Here is a 15,284-nt window from a genome sequence, read left to right as displayed (position 1 = left end):
TCTGCCGTTCATCCGCCTAGCGCCAGGGCGCCGTGTGAAAGGCGCCTCAACGTATCTACCCGCGTATCTACCCGCGTTTCTCGCCAAGCCAAGTGAACCCGCTACTCGACAGCCTCCAGCCCTATCCGTTCGAAAAGCTCCGCGTGCTCCTGAAGGACGCGACGCCGCCCGCCGGCCTGCCGCACATCAGCTTCGGCATCGGTGAGCCGAAGCATCCGACCCCGGCGCTGATCCGCGACGCGGTGGTCGCTTCGCTGAACGGCCTGTCGGCGTATCCGGCGACGATCGGCTCGGAAGCGCTGCGTCAGGCGATCGCGCAGTGGGTCACGAAGCGCTACGGGCTGCCGCCTGTCGATCCGGCCACGGAAGTGCTACCGGTTTCGGGCTCGCGCGAGGCGCTGTTCGCGCTCGCGCAGACGGTCGTCGACGGCACGCCGAGAACCGACGGCAAGAGCGCGATCGTACTCTGCCCGAACCCGTTCTACCAAATCTACGAAGGCGCCGCGCTCCTGGCGGGCGCGCAGCCCTACTTCGCGAACAGCGATCCGGCGCGCAATTTCGCGTGCGACTACAGCGCCATTCCAGAGGAGATCTGGGCGCGCACGCAACTGCTCTACGTCTGCTCGCCGGGCAACCCGACGGGGGCCGTGCTCACGCTCGACGACTGGCGCGAGCTCTTCGCCTTGTCGGACCGCTACGGCTTCGTGATTGCATCCGACGAATGCTATTCGGAGATCTATTTTGACGAAGCGAAGCCGCCGCTCGGCGGCCTCGAAGCAGCGCACAAGCTCGGACGCGGCTACGAACGGCTCGTCATGCTATCGAGCCTGTCGAAGCGCTCGAACGTGCCGGGCATGCGCTCGGGCTTCGTCGCGGGCGACGCCGCGATTCTGAAGCGGTTCCTGCTATACCGGACATACCACGGCGCGGCCTTGTCGACCGTCTACCAAGCTGCGAGCATCGCAGCCTGGAACGACGAGGCGCACGTGCGCGAGAACCGCGCAAAGTACGTGCAGAAGTTCGCCGACGTCACGCCGATGCTCGCCGAGGTGCTCGACGTGCGGCTGCCCGACGCCGCGTTCTACCTGTGGGCGAACGTCGAGCGCACGGGCCTCACGGACACCGAGTTCGCCCGGCGCCTATACGCCGACTATAATGTGACGGTTCTGCCCGGCTCCTATCTGGCGCGCACCGCGCACGACACGAACCCGGGCCGCAATTTTGTCCGCATGGCCCTCGTTGCCGACGTGAACGAGTGCATCGAAGGCGCCAGACGCATCGTCGATTTCTGCCGCGGCGTCAAAAGCTGACCCAAGCTGAGCGGCAAGGCGGACGGACGCTTACCGGCGCCCCCGCCCTTGCCAAGCAGACTCGCCACGCCGCCGTTCGCCATTCCCTCTTTCCTCAGTCTTCAACCAGAGAACTACGCATATGTCGCAACAACTTCAGCAGATCATCGATACCGCCTGGGAAAACCGCGCCGAGCTGTCGCCCAAGGCTGCTTCGACCGAGGTGCGCGATGCCGTCGCGCATGCGATCGAGCAGCTCGACAAAGGCGTGCTGCGCGTCGCCGAAAAGAAGGATGGCGAGTGGATCGTCAATCAATGGCTGAAGAAGGCCGTGCTGCTGTCGTTCCGCCTCGAAGACAACGCGCCGATGCCGGCCGGCGGCTACTCGCAGTTCTACGACAAGGTGCCGTCGAAGTTCGCGAACTACACCGCCGAAGACTTCGCGGCCGGCGGCTTTCGCGTCGTGCCGCCCGCCATCGCGCGCCGCGGCTCGTTCATCGCCAAGAACGTCGTGCTGATGCCGTCGTACACGAACATCGGCGCGTATGTCGACGAAGGCACGATGGTCGATACCTGGGCCACCGTCGGCTCGTGCGCGCAGATCGGCAAAAACGTGCACCTGTCGGGCGGCGTCGGCATCGGCGGCGTGCTGGAACCGCTGCAGGCCAACCCCGTCATCATCGAAGACAACTGCTTCATCGGCGCGCGCTCGGAAGTCGTGGAAGGCGTGATCGTCGAAGAGAACTCGGTGATTTCGATGGGCGTCTATCTCGGCCAAAGCACGAAGATTTACGACCGCGAAACGGGCGAAGTGAGTTACGGCCGCATTCCGGCAGGCTCGGTCGTCGTCGCGGGCAACCTGCCGTCGAAGGATGGCTCGCACAGCCTCTACTGCGCGGTGATCGTGAAGAAGGTCGATGCGAAGACGCGCGCCAAGGTCGGCTTGAACGAGTTGCTGCGAGGCGATTGATGAGCGCGGCGAAGACGATCGTCTACGGTATTCCGAACTGCGACACGGTCAAGAAAGCGCGCGTCTGGCTCGAAGAAAACGGCGTGCCGTTCGAGTTCCACGACTTCAAGAAGGCCGGCGTCACGGCGGCGCTCGTGAAGACGTGGCTGAAGGAGGTCTCGCTCGACGCGCTCGTGAACCGGCGCGGCACGACGTGGCGCGCGCTGCCCGACGACGTCAAGGCCGCGGCCGAAACGGAAGCGGGCGCGATCGCGCTGATGATCGAGAAGCCGTCGGTCATCAAGCGGCCAGTCGTCGTCGTGAACGGCAGCGTGAAGACGCTCGGCTTTTCCGCCGACCAGTATGCGACGCTGTTTGCGTAGTACCGCCGCGTTCGGCCGCGTAGCCTGAACCATGCAGTTGCCGGCCCGCGCGCCGGCATTTTTTTAATCTTTCGATCGATTGATCTTTCGATCGTCAGTGGTCTGAATCCATGTCCGCCACCCTTGCCCTTACCGAACAGCTGATCGCGCGCGCATCCGTCACGCCCGACGACCAGCATTGCCAACACCTGATGATCGAACGGCTCGAAGCGATCGGCTTCGAATGCGAGACGATCGAATCGCATGGCGTGACGAACCTGTGGGCCGTGAAACGTGGCACTGGCGGCACCGGCGCCGCCGACGGCGCGCGCGGCAAGCTGCTCGTCTTCGCCGGCCACACCGACGTCGTGCCGACCGGCCCGCTCGAGCAATGGTCGTCGCAGCCGTTCGTGCCGACGCACCGCGACGGCAAGCTCTACGGACGCGGCGCGGCCGACATGAAGGCGTCTCTCGCGGGCTTCATCGTCGCGAGCGAGGAGTTCGTCGCCGCGCACCCGCAGCACCGCGGCTCGATCGGCTTTCTGATCACGAGCGACGAAGAAGGTCCGGCCACCGACGGCACCGTCAAAGTCGTCGAAGCGCTCCAGAAGCGCGGCGAAACGCTCGATTACTGCATCGTCGGCGAACCGACCTCGACCGATACGCTCGGTGACGTCGTCAAGAACGGCCGGCGCGGATCGATGTCGGGCAAGCTCGTTGTCAAAGGCGTGCAAGGACACATCGCGTATCCGCATCTCGCGAAGAACCCCGTCCACCTGCTCGCGCCCGCGCTCGCCGAGCTCGTCGCCGAAAAGTGGGATGACGGCAACGAGTACTTCCCGCCCACCACTTGGCAGGTGTCGAATCTGCACAGCGGCACCGGCGCGAGCAACGTGATCCCCGGCCACGCCGATCTGCTGTTCAACTTCCGTTTCTCGACGGCAAGCACGGTCGAAGGGCTGCAAAGCCGCGTACACGCGATCCTCGACAAGCACAACCTCGATTACGACCTCACTTGGACCGTCAGCGGCCTGCCGTTCCTGACGCCGCGCGGCGAGCTGTCGAACGCGCTCGAAAAAGCGATCAAGGACGAAACCGGCGTCGCCGCCGAGCTGTCGACGACAGGCGGCACTTCCGACGGCCGCTTCATCGCCCGCATCTGCAAGCAGGTCGTCGAGTTCGGGCCGCCGAACGGCAGCATTCACAAAATCGACGAGCATATCGACGTCGCGTTCATCGAGCCGCTCAAGAACGTGTACCGGCGCGTGCTCGAACAACTGATCGCCTGATTCCCGCGGAGCCCCTTCATCATGACGACGACGCCCTTTTCCACCATCCGCGATGTGCTGCGCTACGCGGTGTCGCGCTTCAGCGAAGCTCAGCTCGCGTTCGGCCACGGCTCCGCCAACGCGTACGACGAAGCCGCGTATCTCGTGCTGCATACGCTGCACTTGCCGCTCGACACGCTCGACCCGTTTCTCGACGCGCGCCTGCTCGACACCGAGATCGACGCCGTACTGAAGGTGATCGAGCGCCGCACGACCGAGCGCATTCCGGCCGCCTACATCACGCAGGAAGCGTGGATGCACGGCTGCCGCTTTCACGTCGACGAACGCGTGATCGTGCCGCGCTCGTTCATCGGCGAGCTGCTCGAAGACGGCCTGCAGCCTTACGTGGCCGACCCGGACGAGGTCGGCGCCGTGCTCGAGTTGTGCACCGGCTCAGGGTGCCTCGCGATTCTCGCTGCGCACGCGTTTCCGAACGCGGACATCGACGCGGTCGATCTCTCGCCGCAAGCACTCGAAGTCGCGCGGATCAATGTCGGCCATTACGGGCTCGACGATCGCGTCGCGCTCTTCGAAGGCGACTTGTTCGCGCCGTTGCCCGAGCGCCGCTACGACGTGATCGTCACGAATCCGCCCTACGTCAATGCCGAATCGATGCGCGCGCTGCCCCCGGAATACCAGCACGAGCCCGAAATGGCGCTCGCGGGCGGCGAGGACGGCATGGACGTCGTGCGCCGCATCCTCAAGGAAGCGCGCAACTGGCTGACCGACGACGGCGTGCTCGTCGTCGAAATCGGCAACGAGCGCGCGAACGTCGAGGCGGCGTTCGGCGGGCTCGATCTCGTCTGGCTCTCGACAAGCGGCGGCGACGACAGCGTGTTCCTGATCCAAGCGGCCGATCTGCCGTCGTAATGCCGGGCCTGATGCCCGTTTCGCCCCTGTTCGCCGGCATGCCTTCCGAGGTGCGCCGGCTGTGGAGCATCGCCGCCGGCGCGGCGCTGGCCTACGGGATCTCGCTGCGCGACGCGCCCTATCCCGATCAGGCCATCGCCAAAGTGCTGATGTGCGGCTTTCTCGCGCTCGCGGCCGTGCATCACGCAGAGCGCCGCGAGCGCTTTTGGCTTTGTGCGGCGCTAGCCGCCTCCGGTGTCGGCGATGCGCTGCTTGCTCTGCAAGATCTGCCCATCTCGTTTGTCGGCGGGCTCGGCGCCTTCCTCGTCGCTCATCTCGCTTATTGCGCGCTGCTCGCGCCACTGCGAGGCAGAACGGCCGGATGGCGCCGCGTGACGCTGCCGCTCATGTGGGCGGCAGCGGCGGCCATGTACGCCGCTTTCTTCCCGCAATTGCACGAACTGGCGGCGCCGGTGGGCGCCTACATGCTCGTGCTGTGCCTGATGGCGAGCTTGGCGCTTGCCGCGCAACTGCCGAGCGCAGCCACCGCGCTCGGCGGGCTCGTGTTCGTCGCGTCCGACGCGATGATCGGCATCGACCGCTTCCTCGAACCCTTCAGCGGCAGCACGTTCGCGATCTGGTTCGCGTATGCGGCGGCGCAACTGCTGATCACGGCGGGCGTTCTGTCGCGCCATTGAGGCTGGCGAGCTTACGAGCCCGGCCGCGGTGTGCTCGGGAAAATCGCAGCGCGGCTATGTGCACCCCACGGCGACCGTGCCCTTATTCCCCAGCTTCGGTAAGATGCTCAAGGACGGTACGCTTACCGCCCCTTCGGTCACTCTTGGAATTCCGCAGTCCTTCACGTCTCATGCAATACGACTGGCTACATCTCGGCAGTCTCATCGTCATCGCTCACGTGCTAGGCGTGATCGCGGCTTGCCACGCCATTCTCAACACCCGCACGTCGCAGGGGGCGATTGCCTGGGCGGTGTCGCTGACGGCGATGCCCTACTTCACGCTGATTCCTTACCTCTTCCTCGGGCGCAGCAAATTCGAGGGCTATGTCGATGCGCGCCGGCTCGAAAACGAACTGCTCCGCACCCGCGCGCACCCGCCTGTCTGGGATATGAACCCGGCGTCGGGCGGCCGGGCCACCGAAGAATTCGGCGAAGCGGTCGTCCGCTCGCTCACGAAACTCGGCGGCATGCCGTTCCTGCCCGGCAACTCGGTGCGTACGCTCGTGAACGGCGACGCGACCTTTGCCGCGATTCTCGATGCGATCGAAAGTGCGCAGCATTACGTGCTCGTGCAGTTCTTCATCGTTCGCGACGACGAACTCGGCCAAATGCTCAAGGAGCTGCTGCTCGCCAAGGCCGCGCAAGGCGTGCGCATCCACTTCCTCTACGACAGCATCGGCAGTTTCGATCTCCCGCACGGCTATGTGTCGGCGTTGCTCGCGGGCGGCGTGGACATCCATCCGTTCGCGACGAACCGCCGGTTCGTCAACCGCTTTCAGCTCAACTTCCGCAACCACCGCAAGATCGTCGTCGTCGACGGCCTGCGCGCGTTCGTCGGCGGGCACAACGTCGGCGTCGAATATCTGGGCGGCAATCCGCGCCTGTCGCCGTGGCGCGATACGCACATCGAGATGCGCGGGCCGATCGTGCAAAGCGTCCAATTCGTGTTCATCGAAGACTGGCACTGGGCGACCCAGCAACTGCCGCACTTCGATCCGCCGCCGGCAGAGCCCTCGGCCGACGACATGCATTGCCTGGTGATGGCGACCGGCCCCGCCGACAAGCAGGAAACCGGCTCGCTCTTCTTCGTCGAGGCGATCAACGCGGCGCGCGAACGCGTGTGGATCACGACGCCCTATCTCGTGCCCGATGAAGCCGTGTTCTCGGCGTTGACGCTGGCCGTCATGCGCGGCGTCGACGTGCGTATCCTGATTCCGAGCCGGCGCGATCACTACGTGGTGTTCGAGGCGTCGAAACTGTACGCATACGAGCTGATCCGCGCCGGAGTGCGCATATTCCGTTACCGCCCCGGCTTCCTGCATCAGAAAGTGGTGCTGATCGACAGCGTTGCAGCGGCCATCGGCAGCGCGAACCTCGATAACCGCTCGTTCCGCCTGAACTTCGAGATCATGGTGCTGACGATCGACCGCGCGTTTGCCGATGAAGTCGAAAAGATGCTGGAGCGCGATTTCGCCGAGGCCTTCGAAGTGGACCGCAGCGAATACCGCAAAGCGCCTGCGTTGCGCCGCGTGACCATGCACGTGGCCCGGCTCTTTTCGCCGATTCTCTAGGGCCTGTTCACGCTACAGTAGCGCTTCGATATCCTTCTCGATCTCCTCCGGCTTCGTCTTGGGCGCGTAGCGCTTCACGATGCCCCCTTTGCGATCCACGAGAAACTTCGTGAAATTCCACTTGATCGCCTTGAGACCGAGGAACCCCGGCGCCTCGCCGGTCAAATAGCGATAGAGCGGATGCGCGTTCGGCCCTTTGACGTCGATCTTGTCGAACATCGGAAACGTCACGCCGAAGTTCTTCTCGCAGAAGGTGCCGATTTGCGCCGCGTCGCCCGGCTCCTGCTTGCCGAATTGATTGCACGGAAAGCCGAGCACTTCGAAGCCGCGCGCCGCGTATTGCTGATGCAGCTTTTGCAGCCCGGCGTACTGCGGCGTGAACCCGCATTCGCTCGCCGTGTTGACGATCAGCAGCACCTTGTCGCGATAGCAGTCGAGCCCGATCGATTCGCCGCCGAGCCTGCGAGCGGTGAACTGGTAGATATCTCCCATACGCCCCTCCCGAAAAAAACAGCAGTCTATGCGAAAAGGCGGCGACTGGGACTCGGCCGAACGGCCAATGCCTAACCAGAGCGCCACAGTCTAAAATAGCGCTTTTCGCAAGCCCCCCTTCTGCCGTGATCCGTTTCAATCAGTTCAGCCTCGCGCGCGGCACCAAGCCGCTTTTCGACGCGACTTCGTTTGCGCTCAATCCCGGCGAGAAAGCCGGTCTGGTCGGCGCGAACGGCGCCGGCAAATCGACGCTGTTCGCGGTCCTGCGCGGCGAGCTCCACGCCGACGCGGGCGATTTTTCGATGCCGCCGTCGTGGCAGATCGCGCACGTCGCGCAGGAAACGCCCGCCGTCGACAAAACCGCGCTCGACTATACGCTCGACGGCGATGCCGCGCTGCGCGCGATCGAAGCGCGCATCGCTTCGGCTTCGGCGGCCCATGACGGCGCCGCCGAAGCCGAAGCGCACGCTGCGTTCGCCGACGCCGACGGTTACACGGCGCCCGCGCGCGCCGAAGCGCTGCTGCTCGGCCTCGGCTTCACGCTCGAACAGACGCGTGAGAGCGTCGCGAGCTTTTCGGGCGGCTGGCGCATGCGCCTGAATCTCGCGCAAGCCCTGATGTGCCGGTCCGACTTGCTGCTGCTCGACGAACCCACCAACCACTTGGATCTCGATGCCATCGTCTGGCTCGAAGACTGGCTGCACCGCTATCCCGGCACGCTCGTCGTGATCTCGCACGACCGCGAATTCCTCGATTCGGTGTGCAACGTCACGCTGCATCTCGAGAACCTTCAAGTGAAGCGCTACGGCGGCAACTATTCGCAGTTCGAGGTCCTGCGCGCCCAGCAGCTCGCGCTGCAGCAAAGCGCTTACCAGAAACAACAGAAGACGATCGAGCATCTGCATAGCTTCATCAATCGATTCAAGGCGAAGGCGACCAAGGCGCGGCAGGCCCAGAGCCGGATGAAGGCGCTCGAAAAGATGGAACTGATTGCGCCGGCGCACATCGCCTCGCCGTTCACGTTCGAATTCCGGACACCCGACGCCGCGCCGAACCCAATGATGGTGATGGAGGACGTGCGCTGCGGCTATCACACGGAAGACGGCACGGGCGAGATTCCGATCGTCGAGGGCGTCGCGCTGTCGATCCAGAACGGGCAGCGCATCGGCCTTCTCGGCGCGAACGGCCAGGGGAAGTCGACGCTCATCAAGACGCTCGCGGGCACGCTCGCCCCGTTGTCCGGGCACACGCGCGAAGGCCGTGGGCTGCGCATCGGATACTTCGCTCAGCATCAGCTCGAAACGCTGCGCTCCGATGATTCGCCGCTTCAGCATCTCGCACGCCTTGCGCCCGATACGCGCGAGCAGGAACTGCGCGACTTCCTCGGCGGCTTCAACTTCTCCGGCGACATGGCCACAGCCGCGATCGCGCCGTTTTCGGGAGGCGAAAAAGCCCGCCTCGCGCTGGCACTGATCATCTGGCAAAAGCCGAATCTGCTGCTGCTCGACGAACCGACCAACCACCTCGACCTCGAAACGCGCCACGCGCTCACCATGGCGCTCGCGCAATTCGAGGGCACGCTGATCCTCGTATCGCACGACCGCCACCTGCTGCGCGCGACGACCGATCAGTTCATGCTGGTCGCCAAGCATCGGCTGCAGCCGTTCGATGGCGATCTCGACGACTACCGCGACTGGCTGCTGCAGCACGCAGCCGACCAGCGCGCGGCCGCGAAAGCCGCGACGAGCGCGGAGAGTGCAAACGGCAACGGCACCGCCGACTCCGCTGCCAACCGCAAGGAACAGCGCCGTCAGGAAGCCGAGACGCGCCAGAAGCTCTCGCAGCTCAAGAAGCCGCTGCAGTCGCGAATCGCGAAGATAGAAAAGGAAATGGACGCGCTGAACGCGGAAAAAGCTACACTCGATGCCTTTGTTGCCGACTCCGCGAGCTACGAGCCCGCGATGAAGGCCAAGCTGACCGATGCAATCAGACGGCAAGCAGAAGTGAGCTCGCGCCTCGAAACGCTCGAAGCCGAGTGGCTCGACGCACACGAGGAACTCGAACAAATCGGCTAGACGGCCTCACGCCGGCTTGAGCGCTCGAGCGCCCAAACGCCCAACCCGGCACCGACCAACAAGAGGTGGCACTTGACGCTTCATGCACCGCTGCAAGGCTTGCGCGTCGTCGACCTGACGCGCCTGTTGCCCGGCCCGGTCGCGACGCTGCGCCTCGCAGAGCTGGGCGCCGACGTCCTCAAAATCGAAGAGCCGGGTGCCGGCGACTATGCCCGCTCGATCATGCAAAGCACGGCCGATAAAGCCGCCGGCCAGCCGAGCACGTTCTATAAGATCGTCAACCGAGGCAAACGCGAGACACGCCTCGACTTGAAATCGGAAACCGGGCTGACGGTGCTGCGCGCGCTCGTCAGCGAGGCGGACGTGCTCGTCGAGAGCTTCCGGCCCGGCGTGATGGAACGTCTCGGGCTCGGCTATGAAACGCTCGCCGCGCTCAACCCGAAGCTCGTCTATTGCGCGATCACCGGCTACGGCTACGACAGCGCGTTCTCGCAGCGGCCGGGGCACGACCTCAACTATCTCGCCTACGCGGGTGCGCTCGATCAGATCAGGACGCGCGACGGCACGCCGGCCATTCCGAACATTCAGATCGCGGACCTGCTTGGCGGCGCGCTGACCGCCGTGACGCAGATCCTCGCCGCGCTGTGGCAGGTGGCACGCGGCGGCAGCGGCGCTTTTCTGGACGTGTCGATGGCACACGCCGTGTACGCGCACAATATCGTCGGGCGGACGGCGCTGGCAGACTCGATCAAGGAAGGCCGCAGCCATCTCGGCGCGCCGCCTGCGGCCTCCGGCCTGCTCAACGGCGGCGTGCCGTGCTACAACATCTACCGCACGGCTGACGGCCGCTGGCTCGCCGTCGGTGCGCTCGAACTCAAGTTCTGGGAAAGGCTCTGCAAGGCGCTCAACCGCGACGATTGGGCGAGCCGCCACTGGAGCCTCGGACAAGCGATCGACGGACCGGACGCCACCGCGCTGAAGCGGGAGATGGCCGACCTGTTTGCCGAGCATCCACTCGACGATTGGGTCTCGCTGCTCGAACCGCTCGACTGTTGTGTTTCCCCGGTGCTGACCACCGAGGAAGCGGCGAACCACGTGCTATTCCAGCTAGACCGCGAATAACACCACCGCGTGGTGCCGGTGCGCCGGTCGAGCCGACGCACCTGCAACCCGCCGTCGGCGTCAGCGCCGTGGCAGCGTTTGCCGAGGCGCGAGCTCGTCGTCGAACATCAGGTGCTTGCGTCCTTCGACGTGGCGTTTGATCGTCGCGATCACCTCGGCCGCGGTCACATCTTCGGCGACGACGCGCCGCGAAATTCGCCCTTCCGTATCGATCCACTCGACGATCCGGCATCCACCGCCCCAAGGCCGCGGAATCGGGTCCGATACCCGGCAACCGCGCAGGTTGTCGAGCGGGCGGGCAGCCGTCATTTCTTGAGCATGTTTCAAGGCGCCATCCTTTTACCGTGCAACACGGATTGCATGTGCGCAAAGAATAGGCAAACGCCGTGCCGCTTGGGTTACAGCAAATTTAGGGATGGTTACCCGGAATTACACTTGTAAGGACGCTGTCTTTCAACGGCGATTCTCGACCGAAACACCCGGCTATTCGAGTTCCTTGACGCGGTCGATCGCCTGCTCGATGCGCTCCACGGCGAGCACTTGCAAGCCGTCGATCGGCTGCTTCGGCGCGTTCGCCTTCGGAATCAGCGCCGCCGTGAACCCGAGCTTCGCCGCCTCCTTGAGCCGTTCCTGTCCGCGCGGCGACGGCCGGATCTCGCCGGCCAGGCCGACTTCGCCGAACACGAACAGCCCCTTGGGCAGCGGCTTGTTGCGCATCGACGAATGGATCGCGAGCAGCACCGCAAGATCGGCAGCCGGCTCGGCGATTTTCACGCCGCCCACGGCATTCAGAAACACGTCCTGATCGAAGCAGGCGATGCCCGCGTGGCGATGCAGCACGGCGAGCAGCATCGCGAGGCGGTTCTGCTCGAGCCCGACTGCCAGCCGGCGCGGATTCGGCACGTGCGCCGTATCGACGAGCGCTTGGATTTCGACGAGCAGCGGCCGCGAGCCTTCCTGTGTAACGAGCACGCATGAGCCGGGCACGATCTGCTCGTGCTGCGAAAGAAACAGCGCGGACGGATTCGCGACGCCGCGCAAGCCGCGCTCGGTCATCGCGAACACGCCGAGTTCGTTGACGGCGCCGAAGCGGTTCTTGAAAGCTCGCACGAGCCTGAACGACGAGTGCGTGTCGCCTTCGAAGTACAAGACGGTGTCGACGATGTGTTCAAGCACGCGCGGGCCGGCGAGATTCCCCTCTTTCGTGACGTGACCGACCATGATGATCGCGGTGCCCGACTGCTTGGCGATGCGCGTGAGCTGCGCCGCGCACTCGCGAACCTGTGCGACGGAGCCCGGTGCAGACGTGAGCGCTTCGGAGTAGATCGTCTGAATCGAGTCGATCACGGCGACGTCCGGGCGTTCGGTTTCGATCGCCGCCTGGATTTTTTCGAGCTGGATTTCCGCGAGCAATTGCAAATCGGCCGCTTTCGAGCCGGGTTCGAGCAATGCGAGACGCTGCGCGCGCAAGCCGATCTGCGCGGCCGATTCTTCACCGCTCACGTAAAGCGCGCGCCGCTCATTCGCCATGCCCGCGAGCGACTGCAGCAGCAACGTCGATTTGCCGATCCCCGGGTCGCCGCCGATCAGCACCACGCCGCCGGCCACGAGTCCGCCGCCCAGCACGCGGTCGAATTCGCCGATGCCGGTCGAGAAGCGCGGCACGTCGGCCGCTTCGATCTCGGCAAGCCGCTGAACCGGCGCGCTCTTCGCGAGCGACTGGAAGCGGTGTGCATTCGGGGATTCGGCGACGGTCTCGACGAGCGTGTTCCACGCGTTGCACGCGGGGCACTGTCCTTGCCACTTCGGAGCCTGCCCGCCGCATTCCGTGCAGGTGTACAACGTCTTTTGCTTCGCCACGCGCCGCCTTTGCCTTCTTCTTCGTCGTTCTGGGAGGGAGGGAGCCGCGCCGCTTATTCGGCGCGCACCGGCACGCGCGGCGCCACCGCGCACATCAGCTCGTAGCCGATGGTGCCGCAGGCGCGCGCCACGTCGTCGATCGGCAGGTTGACGCCCCACAGCTCGACGCGCGCACCCACGTTGGCCGTCGGGCACGGCGTGAGATCGACGGAGATCATGTCCATCGACACCCGGCCGACGACTCGTGTGCGCACACCGTCGACGATCACCGGCGTGCCTTCCGGCGCAACGCGCGGATAGCCATCCGCATAGCCGCACGCGACGACACCGATGCGCATCGGCGCCGACGCGGTGAAGGTCGAGCCATAGCCGACGGTGTCGCCCTTGGCGATCGTCTGCACGGCGATCAGTTCCGACGTGAGCGTCATGGCCGGCTGCAGGCCGGTGCCGTCGATAGCGGCCGTCACGCCCGAGGGCGACGCGCCGTACAGGATGATGCCGGGCCGCACCCAGTCAAAGTGCGATGACGGGTGCCAGAGCGTGGCCGCCGAATTCGCGAGACTGCGCGCTCCCGCGATCCCTTCCGCACCGCGCTCGAACGCTTCGAGCTGGTACGCGACACCGCGCTCGCTGTCGGCGTCGGAGAAGTGGGTCATCAGCGTGATCTGGCCGATGCCCGGACAGGCGCGCGCCCGCTCCCAAGCCGCGCGGAACTTCTCGGGTGCATAGCCGAGCCGGTTCATGCCGCTGTTCATCTTCAACTGGATATTGACCGGCTTCGACAGGCGCGCCATCTCCAGCATGCGCAACTGCTCGTCGCTGTGCAGCGCCGTGGTCAGGCTGTAGCGGTCGATCACGTCGATATCGGTCGGCCGGAAAAATCCCTCCAGAAGCAGGATCGGGCCCGCCCAGCCCAGCTCGCGCAGCTTCACGGCCTCTTCAAGATCCAGCAAGCCGAAGCCATCCGTGGCGCGCAGCCCCGGAAACGCCCGCGCAAGCCCGTGCCCATAGGCATTGGCCTTGACCACGGCCCAAATCTTGGAATTCGGCGCGTAACGACGGGCAACGGCGAGATTGTTGGCGAGAGCGGCGGTATGGATGGTGGCTAGGAGGGGGCGCGGCATGAGATTTTTCGTAAAGACACTTGCAAATCAGGACCTTACAGTGCGTTTTCAATGCCCGTAGAGGCCCGCTGGGGGCACCACCGAGGATACGCTAGTCCGAAAACATCTATTTTCGTGATATAAAGCCGTGCGCACAACCCATTTCGAACGGAATAAGTCCGAACGCGAAACCCGCGGGCGGGGCGGACGACCGCAGCGAGGACAGCACCGCATCAGATGAAAAAAGGTTTTTACACCATCATGGCCGCGCAGTTTTTCTCGTCGTTGGCCGACAATGCCCTTCTGATCGCTGCAATCGCACTGCTGAAAGATCTCCACGCCCCGAACTGGATGACGCCGCTGCTCAAGTTGTTTTTTGTGCTGTCGTACGTCGTGCTCGCCGCCTTCGTGGGCGCCTTCGCGGATTCCCGGCCAAAAGGCCGTGTGATGTTCGTCACCAACACGATCAAAGTGGTCGGCTGCGTGGTCATGCTGGTGGGAGCGCATCCGCTGATCGCCTATGGCATCGTCGGCTTCGGTGCCGCCGCCTATTCGCCCGCCAAATACGGCATTCTCACCGAACTCCTGCCGCCGGACCGGCTAGTCGCCGCCAACGGTTGGATCGAAGGCACGACCGTCGGCTCGATCATTCTCGGCACCGTGCTCGGCGGTGCGCTGATCAGCCCGCATATCGCCGCCCATATCCTCAAGCACAACATCCCCTACATCGAGACGCCCGCCGAAGCGGCCATGCTCTTCATCATGGGCATCTACGTCATCGCGGCGCTCTTCAATCTGCGCATTCCTGACACCGGCGCGCGCTATCCGAAGCAGCAGCACGGGCCGATCAAGCTCATCACCGATTTCGCCGATTGCTTCCAGATCCTTTGGCGCGACAAGCTCGGGCAAATTTCGCTCGCCGTCACGACGCTCTTCTGGGGCGCGGGCGCGACGCTGCAATTCATCGTGCTGAAATGGGCCGAAGTGTCGCTCGGCATGTCGCTTTCCGAAGGGGCGATCCTGCAGGCCGTGGTCGCGGTCGGCGTCGCGGCGGGCGCCATGATCGCCGCGGCCAAAGTGCCGCTCAAGCGCTCGCTTTCCGTGCTGCCGGTCGGCATCATGATGGGCATCGCCGTGATGCTGATGGCCTTCTACACGCGCGACCTGTTCCCCGCGCATTGGGGCCTCTACTTCGGCCGCATGCATGTGTCCGGATATCTGCTCGTCGCATACGTCTTCCTGATTTTTGTCGGTGGCCTGTCCGGCTTCTTCGTCGTGCCGATGAACGCGCTGCTTCAGCATCGCGGGCACGTGCTGCTGTCGGCGGGACATTCGATTGCGGTGCAGAATTTCAACGAGAACCTCTCGGTGCTCGTGATGCTGTGCCTGTATGCGGTGCTGGTCTGGCTCGACGTGCCGGTCACCGCGGTGATCGTGCTGTTCGGCACCTTCGTCTGCCTCATGATGTGGGTCGTGATGCGCCGCCATCAGGCCAATCAGCGCGCCTTCGACTCGGTCGCACTGATCGGCGAAGTCAAGCACTGAGT

The 15,284-nt window shown here is 64.6% G+C and carries 14 protein-coding genes; 10 read left to right on the top strand and 4 right to left on the bottom strand.

Annotated features, from left to right (window positions below; translation table 11 throughout):
- The first annotated feature begins 92 nt into the window (after nucleotides 1-92).
- The 7 genes from dapC to cls all read left to right on the top strand — a co-directional run bounded on the left by dapC (nucleotide 93) and on the right by cls (nucleotide 7,085).
- Nucleotides 93-1,310, top strand: a complete 1,218-nt coding sequence (gene dapC, locus FAZ95_RS09050; protein WP_137332139.1) for a succinyldiaminopimelate transaminase — start codon at nucleotides 93-95, stop codon at nucleotides 1,308-1,310.
- A 121-nt stretch (nucleotides 1,311-1,431) separates the two neighbouring features.
- Entirely contained in the window at nucleotides 1,432-2,259 is an 828-nt protein-coding gene (gene dapD / locus FAZ95_RS09045; RefSeq protein WP_137332138.1) for a 2,3,4,5-tetrahydropyridine-2,6-dicarboxylate N-succinyltransferase, read from the top strand.
- Complete coding sequence (locus FAZ95_RS09040; protein WP_137332137.1) at nucleotides 2,259-2,621, top strand: ArsC family reductase; 363 nt, start codon at nucleotides 2,259-2,261, stop codon at nucleotides 2,619-2,621. Before dapD ends, FAZ95_RS09040 begins: the two co-directional genes overlap by 1 nt.
- 110 nt (nucleotides 2,622-2,731) lie before the next feature.
- Nucleotides 2,732-3,889: a succinyl-diaminopimelate desuccinylase gene (dapE, locus tag FAZ95_RS09035; protein ID WP_137332136.1), complete on the top strand. Its 1,158-nt coding sequence runs from the start codon at nucleotides 2,732-2,734 to the stop codon at nucleotides 3,887-3,889.
- Between the two features lie 21 nt (nucleotides 3,890-3,910).
- Nucleotides 3,911-4,798: a 50S ribosomal protein L3 N(5)-glutamine methyltransferase gene (gene prmB, locus FAZ95_RS09030; protein ID WP_137332135.1), complete on the top strand. Its 888-nt coding sequence runs from the start codon at nucleotides 3,911-3,913 to the stop codon at nucleotides 4,796-4,798.
- A 26-nt stretch (nucleotides 4,799-4,824) separates the two neighbouring features.
- Nucleotides 4,825-5,475 carry a lysoplasmalogenase gene (locus FAZ95_RS09025; RefSeq protein ID WP_137334482.1) on the top strand — a complete coding sequence of 217 codons (651 nt, stop codon included), beginning with the start codon at nucleotides 4,825-4,827 and terminating at the stop codon, nucleotides 5,473-5,475.
- 170 nt (nucleotides 5,476-5,645) lie between these two features.
- Nucleotides 5,646-7,085, top strand: coding sequence for a cardiolipin synthase (gene cls, locus FAZ95_RS09020; RefSeq protein WP_137332134.1), 1,440 nt, complete (start codon nucleotides 5,646-5,648; stop codon nucleotides 7,083-7,085).
- Between the two features lie 12 nt (nucleotides 7,086-7,097).
- Here cls and FAZ95_RS09015 read toward each other — a convergent pair whose 3' ends face one another.
- Complete coding sequence (locus FAZ95_RS09015) at nucleotides 7,098-7,577, bottom strand: glutathione peroxidase (RefSeq protein ID WP_137332133.1); 480 nt, start codon at nucleotides 7,575-7,577, stop codon at nucleotides 7,098-7,100.
- 125 nt (nucleotides 7,578-7,702) lie between these two features.
- Between FAZ95_RS09015 and FAZ95_RS09010 the strand changes: the two genes are divergently transcribed.
- Together FAZ95_RS09010 and FAZ95_RS09005 are read left to right on the top strand one after the other, a co-directional pair.
- On the top strand, nucleotides 7,703-9,652 hold the full coding sequence (locus FAZ95_RS09010; RefSeq protein WP_137332132.1) for an ATP-binding cassette domain-containing protein: 1,950 nt from the start codon (nucleotides 7,703-7,705) through the stop codon (nucleotides 9,650-9,652).
- A 72-nt stretch (nucleotides 9,653-9,724) separates the two neighbouring features.
- Nucleotides 9,725-10,774 (top strand): CaiB/BaiF CoA transferase family protein, encoded by a 1,050-nt coding sequence (locus FAZ95_RS09005; protein ID WP_137332131.1) that lies wholly within the window; start codon nucleotides 9,725-9,727, stop codon nucleotides 10,772-10,774.
- 60 nt (nucleotides 10,775-10,834) lie between these two features.
- On the opposite strand, the gene FAZ95_RS09000 is transcribed toward FAZ95_RS09005, so the two are convergent.
- From FAZ95_RS09000 to alr, 3 genes are all read right to left on the bottom strand, one after another.
- Nucleotides 10,835-11,083 (bottom strand): DUF2866 domain-containing protein, encoded by a 249-nt coding sequence (locus FAZ95_RS09000; protein ID WP_137334481.1) that lies wholly within the window; start codon nucleotides 11,081-11,083, stop codon nucleotides 10,835-10,837.
- Between the two features lie 174 nt (nucleotides 11,084-11,257).
- Nucleotides 11,258-12,634, bottom strand: coding sequence for a DNA repair protein RadA (gene radA / locus FAZ95_RS08995; RefSeq protein ID WP_137332130.1), 1,377 nt, complete (start codon nucleotides 12,632-12,634; stop codon nucleotides 11,258-11,260).
- Between the two features lie 53 nt (nucleotides 12,635-12,687).
- Nucleotides 12,688-13,758 carry an alanine racemase gene (alr, locus tag FAZ95_RS08990; protein ID WP_137332129.1) on the bottom strand — a complete coding sequence of 357 codons (1,071 nt, stop codon included), beginning with the start codon at nucleotides 13,756-13,758 and terminating at the stop codon, nucleotides 12,688-12,690.
- A 216-nt stretch (nucleotides 13,759-13,974) separates the two neighbouring features.
- On the opposite strand from alr, the gene lplT reads away from it, so the two are divergent.
- Nucleotides 13,975-15,282 (top strand): lysophospholipid transporter LplT, encoded by a 1,308-nt coding sequence (gene lplT, locus FAZ95_RS08985; protein WP_137332128.1) that lies wholly within the window; start codon nucleotides 13,975-13,977, stop codon nucleotides 15,280-15,282.
- Nucleotides 15,283-15,284: the final 2 nt, after the last annotated feature.

The organism is Trinickia violacea, from assembly GCF_005280735.1.
In the GTDB taxonomy this organism is placed as follows: domain Bacteria; phylum Pseudomonadota; class Gammaproteobacteria; order Burkholderiales; family Burkholderiaceae; genus Trinickia_A; species Trinickia_A violacea.
Note: the sequence above shows the minus strand (reverse complement) of the source record. Positions and strands in the feature narration are given on the sequence as shown.

Excerpts from the sequence above, each read along its gene's own strand:
- dapD (WP_137332138.1), top strand. The coding sequence starts at position 1,432 with ATGTCGCAACAACTTCAGCAGATCATCGATACCGCCTGGGAAAACCGC.
- FAZ95_RS09040 (WP_137332137.1), top strand. The coding sequence starts at position 2,259 with ATGAGCGCGGCGAAGACGATCGTCTACGGTATTCCGAACTGCGACACG.
- dapE (WP_137332136.1), top strand. The coding sequence starts at position 2,732 with ATGTCCGCCACCCTTGCCCTTACCGAACAGCTGATCGCGCGCGCATCC.
- FAZ95_RS09015 (WP_137332133.1), bottom strand. The coding sequence starts at position 7,577 with ATGGGAGATATCTACCAGTTCACCGCTCGCAGGCTCGGCGGCGAATCG.
- cls (WP_137332134.1), top strand. The coding sequence starts at position 5,646 with ATGCAATACGACTGGCTACATCTCGGCAGTCTCATCGTCATCGCTCAC.
- prmB (WP_137332135.1), top strand. The coding sequence starts at position 3,911 with ATGACGACGACGCCCTTTTCCACCATCCGCGATGTGCTGCGCTACGCG.
- alr (WP_137332129.1), bottom strand. The coding sequence starts at position 13,758 with ATGCCGCGCCCCCTCCTAGCCACCATCCATACCGCCGCTCTCGCCAAC.
- lplT (WP_137332128.1), top strand. The coding sequence starts at position 13,975 with ATGAAAAAAGGTTTTTACACCATCATGGCCGCGCAGTTTTTCTCGTCG.
- FAZ95_RS09000 (WP_137334481.1), bottom strand. The coding sequence starts at position 11,083 with ATGACGGCTGCCCGCCCGCTCGACAACCTGCGCGGTTGCCGGGTATCG.